The sequence below is a fragment of the Delftia sp. Cs1-4 genome, assembly GCF_000214395.1.
GTDB classification, from domain to species: domain Bacteria; phylum Pseudomonadota; class Gammaproteobacteria; order Burkholderiales; family Burkholderiaceae_C; genus Comamonas; species Comamonas acidovorans.
On sequence record NC_015563.1, the window covers coordinates 1,389,901 to 1,404,991 of the forward strand.

Consider the following 15,091-nt stretch of genomic DNA (forward strand, 5'->3'; position numbering starts at 1 on the left):
AAAGCCCGTCGGCACGCAGTTGCCGGCAGCCTCCATGAAAAAGCCCCTCGCAGGAGGGGCTGGGCTGGCTGTCGTGGCGTGCGCCGCGGCGGGGATCAGGTTCTTTTGGCCCGCCGTGCGCGCAGCACCTCGTCCAGGATCAGCAGGCCCGCGCCCACGCTGATGGCGATGTCGGCGGCATTGAAGGCCGGAAAGTGCGAACGGCCCCAGTAGAAGTCCAGGAAGTCCACCACGTAGCCGTGCTGCAGGCGGTCCACCACGTTGCCGATGGCGCCGCCCAGGATGCTGGCCAGCGAGAAGCAAAACAGCTTCTGCCCCGGATGCTTGCGCAACTGCCAGACGATGAGCAGCGTGGCCGCCACGCCGATGCCCACGAACAGCCAGCGCTGCCAGCCGCCCGCTCCGGCCAGGAACGAGAAGGCGGCGCCCGTGTTGTGGGCCCGCACGATGTTGAAGAAGCCCGTGATCGGCGTCCAGTCGCCCAGCTGGTAGGCACCAAGGATCCACTGCTTGGTGAGCTGGTCGATGGCGATGATCGCCAGCGACCAGGCCAGCCAGGGCCAGATGCGGCTGTTGCGGGATTCGGGGACCGCAGCAAAGGTAGGGGTCATGGCAGCGCCTCAGGGGTTGATTACGCCTTGTGGCGCTCTTCGCCAGCACCGTGCAGGTTGCTGTCGCAACGGCCGCACAGGCTGGGGTGCTCGGGGTTGATGCCCACGTCGGCACGGTAGTGCCAGCAGCGGTCGCACTTGGCATGGCTGCTGGGTGTGACGGCGGCCTGCAGGGCCTCGCCTGCCAGGGCCTCGGCCGCCGAGGTGATGAAGACGAACTTCAGGTCGTCGCCCAGGCTTTGCAGCAGGGCCAGGTCTTCGGGCTGGGCCGAGACACTGACTTCGGCCTGCAGCGAGGAGCCGACCCGGCCTTCGGTGCGCACGGCCTCGATGTCCTTGTTCACCACGTCGCGGATCTCGCGCAGGCGCGCCCACTTGGCCAGCAGGGCCTCGTCACCGGCCGGCAGGTCGGTGTAGGTCTCCAGGAAGATGGACTCGCTGTCGCCGAAGACCTTCCAGGCCTCTTCGGCCGTGAAGGACAGGAAGGGCGCCATCCAGCGCAGCATGGCATGCGTGATCTGGTGCAGGGCGGTCTGGGCGCTGCGGCGGGCCAGGCTCTTGGGCGCGCTGGTGTACAGGCGGTCCTTGAGCACGTCCAGGTAGAAGCCGCCCAGGTCTTCCGAGCAGAACAGCTGCAGCTTGGCCACCACGGGGTGGAATTCATAGACCTTGTAGTGCGCCAGCAGCTCGGCCTGGAACTGGGCCGCGCGGGCCAGGGCCCAGCGGTCGATCTCCAGCAGCTCTTCGGTGGGAACCGAGTCCTGCGCAGCATCGAAGTCGCTGACGTTGGCCAGCAGGAAGCGCAGCGTGTTGCGGATGCGGCGGTAGGCATCCACCACGCGGGCCAGGATCTTGTCGTCGATGCCCAGGTCGCCCGAGTAGTCGGTCGAGGCCACCCACAGGCGGATGATCTCGGCGCCCATCTTGTTGCTCACGTCCTGCGGGGCGACGGTGTTGCCCAGCGACTTGGACATCTTCTTGCCCTGGCCGTCCACGGTGAATCCGTGCGTCAGCAGGCCGCGGTAGGGCGCGCGACCGAAGATGGCCGAGGCCAGCAGCAGCGACGAATGGAACCAGCCGCGGTGCTGGTCATGGCCTTCCAGGTAGAGGTCGGCCTCGGGGCCCTGGTCGTGGTGCATTTCGGCGTGCGTGCCGCGCATCACGTGCCAGAAGGTGGAGCCCGAGTCGAACCAGACTTCGAGGATGTCGGTGCTCTTGGTGTAGTGCACGGCCTCCTCGGCGCCCAGGATGTCCTCGGCCGTCACGCGACTCCAGGCCTCGATGCCACCCTGCTCGACCATGGCGGCCGCCTGGTCGATGATTTCCATCGTGCGCGGGTGCAGCTCGCCGCTGTCCTTGTGCAGGAAGAAGGGCAGGGGCACGCCCCAGCTGCGCTGGCGCGAGATGCACCAGTCGGGGCGGCCGGCGATCATGTCGCGCAGGCGGGTCTTGCCGTTCTCCGGGTAGAACTGGGTGTGCTCGATGGCCTCCAGTGCGATCTGGCGCAGCGTCTGCGCGGGCTTGTCGCCGGGCTTGGTGAACACGCCCTCGCCCTCATCCATGCGGATGAACCACTGGGCTGCGGCGCGGTAGATCACGGGCGTCTTGTGGCGCCAGCAGTGCGGGTAGCTGTGGGTGATGGTCTTGGTGTCCATCAGGCGGCCGGCCAGCTTGAGCGCGTCGATGATGGCGGGCGTGGCCTTCCAGATGTGCTGGCCACCGAACAGCGGCAGCTCGGGTGCGTAGACGCCGTTGCCCTGCACGGGGCTCAGGATGTCTTCGCGCGTCATGCCGTTGTTCATGCAGCTGTTGAAGTCGTCCACGCCATAGGCGGGGGCCGAGTGCACGATGCCGGTGCCGTCATCGGCCGTGGCGTAGTCGGCCAGGAACACGGGCGAGACGCGGTCGAAGCCCTTGTCCATATCGGCCAGCGGGTGCTTGAACTGCAGGTGGTCCAGCTTCCTGCCCACGGCGGTGGCGACGACCTGGCCTTCGAGCTTCCAGCGTGCCAGGCACTTCTCGACCAGGGCCGAGGCCACGATCAGCAGGCCGCGCTCGGTGTCCACCAGGCTGTATTCCAGCTCGGGGTTGACGTTGAGCGCCTGGTTGGCGGGGATGGTCCAGGCCGTCGTCGTCCAGATGACGATGAAGGCTGGCTTGGCCAGCGAGGGCAGGCCGAAGGCGGCCGCCAGCCTGTCGGGCTCGGCCGTAGGGAACATCACGTCCAGCGTCTGGCTTTGCTTGTCAGCGTATTCGATCTCGAACTCGGCCAGCGAGGAGCCGCAGTCAAAGCACCAGTACACGGGCTTGAGGCCACGGTAGACGAAGCCGCGCTCCATGACGCGCTTGAGGGCGCGCAGCTCGGCGGCCTCGTTGGCGTAGTTCATGGTCTTGTAGGGATGGTCCCAGTCGCCGAGCACGCCCAGGCGCTTGAAGTCCACCATCTGCTGGGCGATCTGCTCGGTGGCGAAGGCGCGGCTCTTGGCCTGCATCTCGTCGCGCGGCAGGTTGCGGCCATGCAGCTTTTCGATGGCGTTCTCGATGGGCAGGCCGTGGCAGTCCCAGCCCGGCACGTACAGCGCGTCGAAGCCTTCGAGTTGGCGGCTCTTGACGATCATGTCCTTGAGCGCCTTGTTCACCGCGTGGCCGATGTGGATCTTGCCGTTGGCGTAGGGCGGGCCGTCATGCAGGATGAACTTGGGCGCACCGTGGCGCGCGTCGCGCAGCTTCTTGTAGAGCCCCTTGTCCTCCCATTCCTGGACCCAGCCCGGCTCGCGTTTGGGCAGGTCGCCGCGCATGGGGAAGGGCGTGTCGGGCATGTTCAGCGTGGCGCGATAGCCCGCATTGGCGTTGGGAGAGACTTTCGAATCAGACATGGAGAACCTTGAAAGCAGGCCAGAGCCCGGACCGTCTGGTCCAGGCACGGAAAAAGGGGAGGGAAGCCTGGTGCGCACCCGCGCCCGGGCAGGTGACGGAGAGCGTCAAATTCGGTCGCGCGTGGTCTGGCGACGGGTCTCGGTGTAGATGGGCGTGTGGATGGTGGCGAAGAACGCGCGCGCGTCATCGCAGTCCTTGGCGATGCCGGCGGTGAGGGCGTCGAGACTGTCGTACTTCAGCTCCTCGTGCAGTTTGTGCAGAAGTTCCACGCGGATGATTTTACCGTAGGCCTCTTCGCCTCCCGGCGCGCCGGGCCAATCGAGGCAATGCGTCTCCAGCAGGACGCGCCCGCCGTTGACATCCGTCGGGTCCAGGGAAGGGCGCACGCCGAGGTTGGCCACGCCGCGCAGAGGACGCTCATGCAGTCCGTGGACCAGCACCGCGAAGATGCCGCTGGCCGCGGGCTTCCAATGGTTGAAGCGCAGGTTCAGCGTGCGAAAGCCGTCGCCCGCGCCTTGGCGGCTCTCGGCCAGGCTGCGGCCCAGCTTGCGGCCGTGCACCACATGGCCGGAGATGGTGTAGGGATGGCCCAGCAGCCGCGCGGCGTCCTGCATGCGCCCCTCGGCCAGGGCTGCGCGCACATGGGTGCTGGACACGCGCAGGCCGTGCACCTCGTAGCTGTTCATGCGGGCCACATCAAAGCCCTGGCGCTGGCCTGCCGCATCCAGCATGGCGTAGTCGCCCGCACGCTGGGTGCCGAAGCGGAAGTCGTCGCCAACCAGCACGTATTTCGCGCCTAGGCCCGCCACCAGCACTTCGTCGATGAAGGCCTGCGGCGACTGGCTGGCCAGCGTCTGGTTGAAAGGCAGAACCACGGTCTGGTCCACCCCGCAGCGCTCCAGCTCCGACAGCTTGTCGCGCAGCGTGCCTATGCGCGCCGGAGCGATTTCAGGCCGTCCCAGGGTCTGGGCGAAGTAGTCGCGCGGATGGGGCTCGAAGGTCAGCACGCAGGTGGGCACACCACGCTGTGCAGCTTCGGCCGACAGCAGGGCCAGCATGGCCTGGTGGCCGCGGTGGACACCATCGAAATTGCCGATGGTCACGGCGCAGGCCGATTCCCGCCCTGGATGGTTGAAGCCTCGAAAAATCTTCATGGGACGCTTTGTTTTCAATAGCGGCTGGCACGCGCGCAGCCAGCGCAGGCTGTCAATCCGACATGGAAACAGAGTATATTGCCTCGATAAGGCCTGCCTTGCAGGCCCTGTGCACTGGCTGCATTCCCGTTCACTTTGGTGTCAGAGGAGGCGTGTCGTGAAGGTCTTGAAGCTGTCGGCCCAAGGGCTGCCCCAATCCTGGATCACGCTGGAGCAGGCGGCGCTGCATTACGCGGCGGACGATGTGCGCTGGGAGTCCGGCGGAGAGGTCGCCTGTTTCCGCGGTGGTCACAATGCCGTCACGGGCTGCCAGTCGGTCATCCACATCAACAGCATCATCGGCACGCGCGGGGCGCCTGCCATCAATCCGCACAGCCTGCAGCCGGGCCTGACCAATGGCAAGCTGTTCGCACGCGACCGCTGCATCTGCGCCTATTGCGGCCGCGTGTTCCATGAAAACGACCTCACGCGCGAGCACATCGTGCCCATCTCCGCAGGGGGAGGCCACCAGTGGATGAACCTGGTGACGGCCTGCCGCTCCTGCAATCACCGCAAGGGTGCCCGCACACCTGAGCAGGCGCGCATGCCGCTGCTCTACACGCCCTATATACCTAGCCTCTGGGAAGACTTCATCCTGCGCAACCGGCGGATCCTGGCCGATCAGATGGAGTTTCTGATCGCCCATGTGCCCAAGTCGTCACGGTTGCTTGCCTAGCGGCTCAGGCGTCAGCTGCGTTTGCGAGCGTAAATCACGAAGCCCTTGACGGGTTCGCCCTTTTCGTAGCGCAGCGTCGTGTGTTCTGTTTCCACAGTCTCGAAGTTAGCTGCTCGGCACAGTTTTTCTACATGGCTGAGTTTGTGAGCGTAGCGTTCTGTCACTGCGTTCAATACCAGATCTGGCCCTTCTTCGGGCGCAGCCTCGCATGAAAGTATCAATTGGCCTGCGGGCGCCAGCAGACGCTCCGAGTTGAAGATGACGGAGCTTGGATCACCCGCGTAGACCAGTACATCCAGCGCTGTGATGGCATTGTAGAAAGTTTCTGAGGCAGCTTTCAATGCACTGTCCAGATCTATGGTTTGCAAATGATTGTAAAGCTTCAGGCGTTGTGCCTGTTCGATCATCTTCTGGGATATATCGATACCGTCCAGCTGTCCTGCAATGCGTCCCAAGCTTGCTCCCAGCAAACCTGTACCACAGCCCAGATCTAGCAGATTGAATTTTTTATCGGGGTGGGCAGCAAGCAGCCTTGAGGCAACCTGCTTTGGCAATTGATACTTAAGAGCATTAACCAGAAGGTGGTCAAACTCTTTTGCCGCACCATCAAAAATTTCTTGGTTCAATTCGATCGGCTGTTGTGCGGGAGTCTGGCCTCTGGCTCGTGCGGCATAGTATTCATAGATCCTGCTCTCCGGCTCCAGTTCTAGCAGCGCAGCTGTGTCAGCGATGGCTTGCTTCAATTGGCCAATTGCAAGCGATGTGCGTGTGCGTCCGAGCAGAGCTTCTGTATCCCTGGGGTTCCGTGCAATTGTTGTGTTCCATAGCTCAAGTGCTTCAGCATGCTGGCCTTGCTTGCTCAAGCAGTTAGCCAATTGCCTCTGCAGATTGGTTCTATCAGGTTGCAGAGCAAGCATGCGGCGCAGGTAGCGCGCTGCCAGAGCGAGATCGTGCACAAGGTAGGCCGTCTGCACCAGATCTCCAAGTACCTGGAAATCCTGGGGTGCGAGTTTTGCTGCTTGCTCTGCAGCTTCTTTTGCCTCAGTGAACTGGCCTTGACGTGCATTTAGCTGAGCGAGTTCCACAAAACCTGGTGCCCACTTGGGGTCCATCTGGGTCCCGCGCAACATGAGCTGGAAGGCGCCCGTGATGTTCCCGGCCTTTTCTGCCATCAGACCGGCCATCATGAAGACGCGTGGGTCATTGGGTGCCTGTGCGCGGGCTTGATTGAGAACAAGGGCTGCTTCTTGCAGTTCGTCTTTGTTAATCAATGTACGAGCTCTTGCCAAGAGCGACAGGTTGGGATCGTTGTGCGAAGTGCTCATGGACACGCGTGGGTGAGAAGTGAATCAATGCGACGAAAAGGCAATTTAGGTCGCATGTCTAGAAGTAAATATTGAAGCCCAATAAGGGTGAGTGCATGGGGCTTCCGCTATGTGAGTCTTATGCCTGCACCGCCTTGGTTGCCGTCACGACGAAGCCGGCCACGGGGTAGTCACCCTCTTGTCGCAGTACCAACTCCTCGGTGGAAATGGTGAGGCCTGCTTTCTCGCACAGTGCTTCGACATGGCTGCGTTTGTGGGCGTATCGCTGGGTGGATTGCAGCACCAAGTCTGGCCCTTCTTCCGGTGCGGTTTCACAGGAGAAGATGAACTCGCCGTCATTCTTGAGAATGCGTGCAGCGTTAGGTACAACGTCATTCAAATCGCCGACGTAGGTGAGTACGTCAAGGCAGGTAATTACATCGTATTCCTGGTCTGGTGTATGGCTCAGAGCATCCAGTACGCCAACGGTGTGAAAACGGTCATAGACGTTATGTTTGGCCGCCTGCTCAATCATCTTGACCGAGCTGTCCACACCAATCAGAAAGCCTTGCATGGGCGCCAGGCAAACACCGAGCAGTCCAGTGCCGCAGCCAAGATCAAGCAGATTGAAGTCTTTGTTCGGATGGCGCTGGACCAGTTGGTCTGCAACGCGCTTGGGCAGTTGGTAGCCAAGCTCCCGAACCAGATGTGTATCGAAAGTTTGGGCCATTCCATCAAACATTGTTCGATGCAGCTCTACGGGCTGATGCTGAGGCGTCTCGCCTCGAGCCAACTCAGCATAGTAGGCAAGCGTGGTGTCCTCGGGAAATTTCTCCTGCAGCAGCTCGATGTCTGCCAAGACCGTCGCAGGCTCTCCTCGCGCTACGCTGGCCTTTATGCGTCCATATCGAAGCGAAGACTGGTCGGGATGCTCTTGAACCAAAGAATCCCAGATTTGGCCCGCTTCAGCGTGCTCACCCACGCTGCTCAGATCGTTGGCGAGATACTGGCGCAGCATCGCATCGCCGGGAAACAGCTGGAGACCTCGTCGCAGATGTTTGATGGCCATGGACAGGTTCCCTGCCCGATGAGCGATGTCAACCACGCCTGCAAGAACACGAGGATTGTTGGGCTCGATGCGCGCCACCTTTTCCGCCAGCTCAATTGCGGGAATGAATTGGTCACGACGCGCACGATACAGCGCGCTCTCCAGCAGGCCCGGGGCCCAGGCGGGGGCAAGCTCGTTGCAGCGCTCAAACGCTTCCTCTGCTTTTTTGAAATTGCCAGCCTTCTCTGCCATCAGTGCGCCAAGCATGAAGACGCGAGCGTCGTTTGGCATCTGACGGAGGGCTTTGTTCAGGGTTTGGGCGGCCTTTTCAAGGTCGCCTTGTTCGATTTGCCGGCGAGCCGTTTCCAGATGCTTGCGGTTGATATCGGCGGGAATGGAAATTGCGCTCATGGACGGAATGGTGAAATTGGCCAAGGGGTGGCGAGGCCATCATTGTGCAGACGCGTGGCGGCCCCGCCAGTGGCGAACTTTTCATTATCGTGGATTCTTCGCCCGGCGATGTTTCAAGCCGATGCCTGCAAGGTCTTGGCCTGCGGTGCGGACAAGGGGCGCGGTGGCAGCGTGAGCGTGAAGCGGGTGCCGCCCTGGGCTGATGGCGCTGCCTGTATGTCGCCGCCGTGCAGGCGCGCGATGCGCCGTGCGACCCACAGGCCCAGGCCGAAGCCGCGGGCCTGGTCCGCGCGGTGGCCGCGCTCGAAGCGCTCGAAGATGCGCTGCGCCAGCTCGGGTGCAAGACCCGGGCCCTGGTCGCTGACAGTGAGTTCCAGCCGGCCGTGTTCGTCGGTGCGCGCGCGCACGGCGATTTCTCCGGCCTTGGCGTATTTCACCGCGTTGTCCACGAGGTTGGACAGGGCGATGCGGGTGAGCGTGGAGTCGCACTCCCATGTGGCGGGCGCACTGGCGCTGTCCAGATTCAGGTGGTGGCGGCGTGACCAGTGCACAAGCTGCGCGGCATCATCGACCAGTTCCATGACGGGAGCGCGGTGCAATTGCAGACGGAAGGCGGGAGCATCCAGGCGGTCGCTGATCAGGCAGTTGTCCACCAGGGCCGTCAGGCGCCTGCAGGCGCGGCGGATCTGTGCGGCGCGCTCAAGCTGGGAGTCGATGTCGGGCGAGGGAAAGGACAGCTGCTCGGTGGCCGCGCTGTCCACCACGGCCAGCGGCGTGCGGAATTCATGGTTGACCATGTTGAAGAACTGGCGCTGCTCCAGCCGCAGCGTGCGTTCGCTGTGCAGTGCCGCCTGCAGTGCGTTCTGGGCGCGCAGCAGCTCGGCCGTGCGCAGGCGTACACGCTCTTCCAGCGCATGCTCGGACTTGGCAAGGGATTCGAGCAGCTGTGCCTGGCGTGCCATGGAGTCGCGGAATTTCTGGATCAGACCGGCGCCCACGGCCACGGTGATCACGATGTTGACCAGCAAGGTGTTGAGCTGCCAGAACACGCTGGTTTCTATGGTCGGCAGGCTGGTCAGGCCGACATAGGCCGCCGTCACGTACAGGCCCATCAGCCCATACATGGTGCTGGGAACCACCATCAGCACATGGACCAGATTGGCACGCTCGCGCAGCAGATTGCTCCATGCCACCACGGCGAACAGTGCGCTGATGGCCCAGGGCGCGCCAACCCCTATCCAGGCCCAGTCCTGGTAGCGGCCCAGCGGTATGCTGGGCAGGCACAGCAGCGGGATGATTCCCAGGGCGAGCAAGGCCCGATCCATGCGCCGCCAGCGTGTGTCGCGTGTCAGCAGCTCGCGCATCTGCCAGGCCAGGGCGGCGGGCAGCATCAAGGTACCCAGGCTGACGCACAGATGGCCCCAGTGCGCGAGATGGTCGGGCAGCCAGATCTGCAGGTACCCCCGGTCGCTGGCGCCGTGGATCAGCACGGCCATGGCGGCCACGGCCATGGCGGCCAGATTGCGCAGGCGCAGGGCCAGGGCTGCGCCGATGATCAGCAGGGCCAGCATGAGGTTGATGCCCTGGTGGATGCCCGATGCCCATTCCACGGCCGAGAACTGCGTCATCAGGCCGCTGCTGCGCCAGAGCGTGGCGTCCAGCTGCATGGGGCTGGAGGTCTGCACGCGCAGGATGAAGGGCAGGCCCGAGTACAGCGGAAACACCAGCTGCCGAACATGCACGCGCGGTTCGTCGGTGGCCGTATCACCGCTGCTGCGCATGCGCCATGCGCCGTCCACGTGCTGGTAGAGCGCAACGCGGTCCAGATAACTGGGCAGGATTTCCAGCCACAGCGGATCGTGCTCGGGGTCTGCCTTGCCGGCTGCGATGTGAGGCGCCTGCACCTTGAGCCAATACACATCGCGCGTATAGCCCTTGTTCAGCGGTGTATCGAGCAGGGTGAAGGCCGTATCGGGCAGGGCTGCCACCTGATCGATGGTGAAGTTGCCCTGGGCATCGACGAGCGCCAGCATGGGCAGGTCCGTGCCCAGCTGCAGGCGCTTTGCCGGCAGGGACTGCCAGGCCGGGCTGAGAATGAAGCAGACCACCAGCACCAGCGAAAACACCAGCCAGCCCGGCAGCGCCAGCCGGTTCAGGATACGCAGCAGGTTCAGGATACGCATGGCGAGGCGGGCTGTGTTGCAGCTGTGGCAAGGCCGCTGTCTTCGGGAATGCTGCTGGGCAGCGTCAGCGTGAAGCAGGTGCCGCCGCCCGCAGCTGGCGTGACCTGCACATCGCCGCCATGCATCTGGGCCACGCGCCGGGCCACCCACAGCCCCAGGCCGAAGCCTCGGGTCTGGTCCGAACGCTCTCCGCGCTCGTGCAGCTCGAAGATGCGCTGCGCCAACTCGGGCGCCATGCCAGGGCCCTCGTCGCTGACGGTGAGTTCCAGCCTGCCCTGTGCGTCCAGGCGGGCGTATACGGCGATTTCTCCGGCCTGGGCGTATTTCACGGCGTTGTCCACGAGGTTGGACAAGGCGATCCGTACCAGGGTGGGATCGCACTCCCAGGAGGCGGGGACGCCCGCAGTCTCCAGCTTCAGATGGTGGCGGCGCGACCAGTGCACGAGCTGCACGGCATCGTCGATCAGGTCCATCACGGGCACCCAGTCGAGCTGCAGCCGGAATGCAGGCGCGTCCAGTCGGTCGCTGACCAGGCAGTTGTCCACCAGGGCCGTGAGGCGCCTGCAGGCGCGGCGGATCTGGGCTGCGCGTTCCAGCTGGGAATCGATATCGGTGGACGGAAAAGTCAGTTGCTCGGTGGCCGCGCTGTCCACCACGGCCAGCGGCGTGCGGAATTCATGGTTGACCATGTTGAAGAACTGGCGCTGCTCCAGCCGCAGCGTGCGCTCGCCATGCAATGCGGCCTGCAGCGCGTTTTGCGCATGCAGCAGCTCCGCCGTGCGTGTGCGAACCCGTCCTTCCAGCGCATGTTCCGACCGGGCCAGCGACTCCACCAGCTGCGCCTGCCTGCCCATGGAGTTCTGGAATTTCTCGACCAGGCTGGCGCCCACGGCAATGATGATGAGGATGTACAGCAGCAGCGATTCCAGCTGCCAGTACATGCCTGCCTCAATGTCGGAAGACACCAGTCCCGTATAGGCCGCAGCCACGTGGATGCCCATGACCGTGTGCAGCGTGTAGGGAATCAGCACCAGCAGGTTGACGATGCTGGGACCCTGGCGGAACAGGTTCTGCCAGGCCACCAGCGCACTCAGCAGACTGGCCATCCAGGGCACGCTGACCCCCAGCCAGGCCCATTGCGTGTAGTGCCCCGTCGGTATGCTGAGTACGGCCAGCAGCGGTGCCACGGTCAGCAGCACCAGCATGCGATCGATGCGGCGCCAGGCCGTGCCGCGCGTCAAGGTCTCGCGTGCCTGCCAGGCAAAGGCGGCAGGCAGCAGGAAGACGCCCACGCTCACCCAGACATCCGCATGCGGCGCCCAGGGCTCGGGCAGCCACAGCTGGGCATAGCCGCGCACATTGGCGTTGTGGGTCAGCACCACGAAGGCCAGCAAGGTCATGGCCATCAGGCTGCGCATGCGCAGGGCCAGGGCCGCGCCCGCGATCAGCAGGGTCAGCACCAGATTCACACCCTGGTGCACGCCCGATGCCCACTCGACGCTGGACAACCAGGCCATCAGCCCCGTGCTGCGCCAGACCGTGGCGTACAGCTGCATGGCGCTGCTGGTCTCGATGCGCAGTACAAAGGGCTGGCCAGCGCGCAGTGGAAACACCAGCTGGCGCACATGGATGCGCTGAGCCATGGGCACGGTGTCACCGCTTTCCCTCGCCTGCCACAGGCCGTGCGCCTGCTGGTAGAGCGTGACCCTGTCCAGATAGGTGGGCGTGATCTCCAGCCACAGCGCATCGTTGTCGGCCAGCCCGCTTGTGGGCGCAAGGGCAGGCGCGGCAACCCTCACCCAGTAAGCATGGCGGGTATAGCCCTCGTTCAGAGGCGTGCGCCGGGTTTCGAAGGCATCATCGGGCAGGGCCGCGACCTGTTCAATGGTCATGCTGCGGCCCGCATCGGCAAGCACTTGCATGGGCAGGTCCTTGCCAAGACGCAGTCCCTTGTCAGGGGGAGGCATGGACGCCGGGCTCAGCACGAAAAATGCAAGCAACCCGAGCGAGACCATGATCCATGCAATAAATGTAAATTTTTGTGTGTTTCTCTGAACTGTGAGCATTCGAGAGTGTTCGTGCATGGCGGCGGACGTTCGCCCCAATGAAAATCCGCGCACCAATAGGCAAACATCATGCAGCAGACACTAGAGCCATCGATCGAGTTCACCGTCGCCGTCGTAGAGGACGACGAGGATATTCGTATCAATGTGTGTCGATTTTTAACAAAGTCTGGCTTGCATGCCTGGGGCACGGATTCTGCAGAAGACTTCTACATAAAGCTACTGCGCGAGAAGGCAGATCTGGTCGTCGTCGACCTGGGCCTGCCCGGCGAGGACGGCCTGAGCCTGGTCAAGCGCCTGGCCGAGCAGGAGATTCCCGTCGTGGTGCTCACGGCGCGCGGCGATCTGGACAGCCGCATCGCCGGCCTCAATGCCGGCGCCCTGCAGTACTTCGTCAAGCCCACCGACATGAACGAGCTGGTGGCCGGCATCCGCTCCCAGCTGCGCCGCAACACGGGCCAGCCGGCCCGGGCGGCGGCACCTTTCCTGACCTGGCGCCTTGACCCCCTTTCGGCCTGCATGGTCGCGCCCAACCACCAGATCATTGCCCTGACCAGTCGCGAGCTGGAATTGCTCGGCTGCCTGATGGCAACCCCCGGAACCATGGTGGCCAAGCAGACCTTGATCGAGACCATGGGATACGCCGATGTGGATGACGGCTTCCACCGCATCGAATCGCAGCTGACGCGGCTGCGCCGCAAGACCCTGGATATCTCCGGGCTGGCCCTGCCGGTGAGGGCAGTGTTCGGCCGAGGGCTGGTGTTCGTGCCTTAGGCGCCCGCCACTTTTCTTTCCCTTTCCCCAACTTTTGAACGCGGCTTTCAGAGCCCGCGCAGGGGATTCGTTCGCTCTTTTTTTGAGCGCGGGAAAGCTGCGGGGCTGTCGCCAGTGGCGCTACAGAGTTTTTTCAACGGTGCGAAAGCATCAAAAAAGAGAGGAGCGGTATGACAAGACAGACTATCCGTGCCGAGCGGAGTGCTTTCAAACAGAAGGCCGGAACCCAAACAAGGCGCCTGGCACTGGGAGCTGCGCTGCTTGCAAGCACCGTGGCCCAGGCATCGTTCATCAATGGCGATTTCGAGACGGGAAATCTGAATGGCTGGACGGAAGAGGCCTGGACCAACAATGGCACGGCGGCGACCTTGACGTCCAACCCCGTCAAACTGGCTGACCTGCAGCGGGCGGCTCCGGCGGGAAAGCTGCCGTTGAACTCGGTCGTCACAGCGCCCGAGGCGACGGTCAAGGATCGCCTGTGGGTTTCGGGCAGCTCCGATCTGTTGCTGCCCATGCGCGGCAGCAACACGGCCCGCATCAATCTGACCGAGACGCATATCCCTCGCAATGTGTCGCCAGAGCCCTCGTTTACCCCGCAGCCGAAGACAGCCAGTGCTATTTCGCAGGAAGTGACGCTGACGGCCGACGACATCGACAAGGACGGAAAGATCCATATCCGTTTCATCGCTGCACCGGTGCTGGATGATCCAGGCAGCGGTCACACGCCTGCTCAGCGTCCGTACTATGCCATTGCATTGGTCAAGACTTTCGATGCACAAACTGCTTCGGTGGTGGACAAGGAACTTTTCTTTAAATATCACTATGCGGGCCAACCGGGTGTGGCTTGGAAATCGTTCCAGGATGCGAATGGGCACTCGGAGTTGTTCACCGACCCTCAGGCCTATGACGTGGCGCCCGGCAATGAAGTGCTGCGTGTAGGCGATAAGGTTCGACTGGAAGCGATTGCCGCTGGCTGCAGCCAGAGCGGACACTCGGGCCACCTGTACGTGGACAACTTCACCACCGCCCTGCCCAAGGGGGTATGGATCACGGCGTCGGGACCGGTGAGTGCCCCCAAGAACGATGGCACTGAGATCACCTACACGTACAGCTACACCAACAATGCCAGTACGCCGGTGACCAATGTCGAGGTGACGCCGGCCATGCCGCAAGACAGCACGGGCGTTTCCACCAGCTTTGTCTCTTTGGTCGATGCGAAAAACTATTGCACCGCACCTGTGGGTGGCGTGGGCTCCACGGGCCCTGCAAAGTGCAGCATCCCCAGCCTTGCACCAGGTGAGACCCTGACGTTCAAGATGACGGTCAAGGTTCCGCTGGGCACGCCGGGCGACCAGATCAACAACGGCAACTACACCATTGGTGGCGATGGCGTGGCCACACTCATGGGAGCCATGGTGCAGACCAACCTGCTGGACACTGCGTCCTCCAGCGACATGACCACAAACCCGAGCGGACTGCCGCCCAAGGGCACGGTGGGCGTGCCTTATCCGCCGACAGCTTCGTTCTCCTGCACCAACCAGGGTGCTGCAACTGCGAACAATGCGATCTGCGGCGTGACCGGCCTGCCCCCGGGAGTTACCGTGGGTCAGTGCAAGGTGAATGGTGTGGACTGGGCCCAGGGCGATGCCGTCGCTGCAGGCGAGACGGTGGTCTGCCCGGTCTCCGGCACGCCGACGGCTCCAGGCACTTCCAACGTACAGGTCACGACGGGTGCGGACAACGACGTGACTCCTGCCAACAACCAGGTGGCGGCGTCTCCTGTGGTGATTGCGTCCCCTGCGGGCCCGGCCTCCATCCCCACCCTCTCCGAATGGGGCCTGATCCTGATGTCCGGCCTGATGGGCATTATGGGCTGGGGCATGGCGCGCCGCCGCCGCGCCAACCCGCTGTGACCGGCAGTCGGTCGTGACACAGGGCGCCCTTCGGGGCG

Annotated in this window: 10 protein-coding genes; 3 read left to right on the top strand and 7 right to left on the bottom strand. The window is 63.4% G+C overall.

The features are described from left to right. Positions 1–95 precede the first annotated feature (95 nt). From lspA to DELCS14_RS06155, 3 genes are all read right to left on the bottom strand, one after another. On the bottom strand, positions 96–611 hold the full coding sequence (gene lspA, locus DELCS14_RS06145; protein WP_013800899.1) for a signal peptidase II: 516 nt from the start codon (positions 609–611) through the stop codon (positions 96–98). 20 nt (positions 612–631) lie between these two features. Next, positions 632–3,487, bottom strand: coding sequence for an isoleucine--tRNA ligase (ileS, locus tag DELCS14_RS06150; protein WP_013800900.1), 2,856 nt, complete (start codon positions 3,485–3,487; stop codon positions 632–634). 105 nt (positions 3,488–3,592) lie between these two features. Beyond that, positions 3,593–4,642: a bifunctional riboflavin kinase/FAD synthetase gene (locus tag DELCS14_RS06155; protein ID WP_013800901.1), complete on the bottom strand. Its 1,050-nt coding sequence runs from the start codon at positions 4,640–4,642 to the stop codon at positions 3,593–3,595. 157 nt (positions 4,643–4,799) lie between these two features. Here DELCS14_RS06155 and DELCS14_RS06160 point away from each other — a divergent pair, with 157 nt between their 5' ends. Then, positions 4,800–5,357: an HNH endonuclease gene (locus DELCS14_RS06160; RefSeq protein ID WP_013800902.1), complete on the top strand. Its 558-nt coding sequence runs from the start codon at positions 4,800–4,802 to the stop codon at positions 5,355–5,357. A gap of 11 nt (positions 5,358–5,368) precedes the next feature. Here the strand turns inward: DELCS14_RS06160 and DELCS14_RS29720 are convergent, their stop codons facing one another. From DELCS14_RS29720 to DELCS14_RS06180, 4 genes are all read right to left on the bottom strand, one after another. Next, entirely contained in the window at positions 5,369–6,682 is a 1,314-nt protein-coding gene (locus tag DELCS14_RS29720) for a tetratricopeptide repeat protein (RefSeq protein WP_013800903.1), read from the bottom strand. 118 nt (positions 6,683–6,800) lie between these two features. Next, positions 6,801–8,120, bottom strand: coding sequence for a methyltransferase domain-containing protein (locus tag DELCS14_RS06170; RefSeq protein WP_013800904.1), 1,320 nt, complete (start codon positions 8,118–8,120; stop codon positions 6,801–6,803). Between the two features lie 113 nt (positions 8,121–8,233). Then, entirely contained in the window at positions 8,234–10,303 is a 2,070-nt protein-coding gene (locus DELCS14_RS06175; protein ID WP_013800905.1) for an ATP-binding protein, read from the bottom strand. Next, a complete protein-coding gene (locus DELCS14_RS06180; protein ID WP_043796597.1) occupies positions 10,291–12,270 on the bottom strand; it encodes an ATP-binding protein in 1,980 nt (659 codons plus the stop codon). Before DELCS14_RS06180 ends, DELCS14_RS06175 begins: the two co-directional genes overlap by 13 nt. A 168-nt stretch (positions 12,271–12,438) precedes the next feature. Between DELCS14_RS06180 and DELCS14_RS06185 the strand changes: the two genes are divergently transcribed. Together DELCS14_RS06185 and DELCS14_RS06190 are read left to right on the top strand one after the other, a co-directional pair. Next, positions 12,439–13,140: a response regulator transcription factor gene (locus DELCS14_RS06185; protein WP_013800907.1), complete on the top strand. Its 702-nt coding sequence runs from the start codon at positions 12,439–12,441 to the stop codon at positions 13,138–13,140. Between the two features lie 170 nt (positions 13,141–13,310). Continuing rightward, positions 13,311–15,053 carry an IPTL-CTERM sorting domain-containing protein gene (locus tag DELCS14_RS06190; protein ID WP_013800908.1) on the top strand — a complete coding sequence of 581 codons (1,743 nt, stop codon included), beginning with the start codon at positions 13,311–13,313 and terminating at the stop codon, positions 15,051–15,053. The last annotated feature ends 38 nt before the right edge of the window (positions 15,054–15,091 follow it).

What these genes read in the sequence shown, in the direction of transcription:
- lspA (WP_013800899.1), bottom strand. Translation starts at nt 611, where the DNA reads ATGACCCCTACCTTTGCTGCGGTCCCCGAATCCCGCAACAGCCGCATC.
- ileS (WP_013800900.1), bottom strand. Translation starts at nt 3,487, where the DNA reads ATGTCTGATTCGAAAGTCTCTCCCAACGCCAATGCGGGCTATCGCGCC.
- DELCS14_RS06155 (WP_013800901.1), bottom strand. Translation starts at nt 4,642, where the DNA reads ATGAAGATTTTTCGAGGCTTCAACCATCCAGGGCGGGAATCGGCCTGC.
- DELCS14_RS29720 (WP_013800903.1), bottom strand. Translation starts at nt 6,682, where the DNA reads ATGAGCACTTCGCACAACGATCCCAACCTGTCGCTCTTGGCAAGAGCT.
- DELCS14_RS06170 (WP_013800904.1), bottom strand. Translation starts at nt 8,120, where the DNA reads ATGAGCGCAATTTCCATTCCCGCCGATATCAACCGCAAGCATCTGGAA.
- DELCS14_RS06175 (WP_013800905.1), bottom strand. Translation starts at nt 10,303, where the DNA reads ATGCGTATCCTGAACCTGCTGCGTATCCTGAACCGGCTGGCGCTGCCG.
- DELCS14_RS06180 (WP_043796597.1), bottom strand. Translation starts at nt 12,270, where the DNA reads ATGCCTCCCCCTGACAAGGGACTGCGTCTTGGCAAGGACCTGCCCATG.
- DELCS14_RS06185 (WP_013800907.1), top strand. Translation starts at nt 12,439, where the DNA reads ATGCAGCAGACACTAGAGCCATCGATCGAGTTCACCGTCGCCGTCGTA.
- DELCS14_RS06190 (WP_013800908.1), top strand. Translation starts at nt 13,311, where the DNA reads ATGACAAGACAGACTATCCGTGCCGAGCGGAGTGCTTTCAAACAGAAG.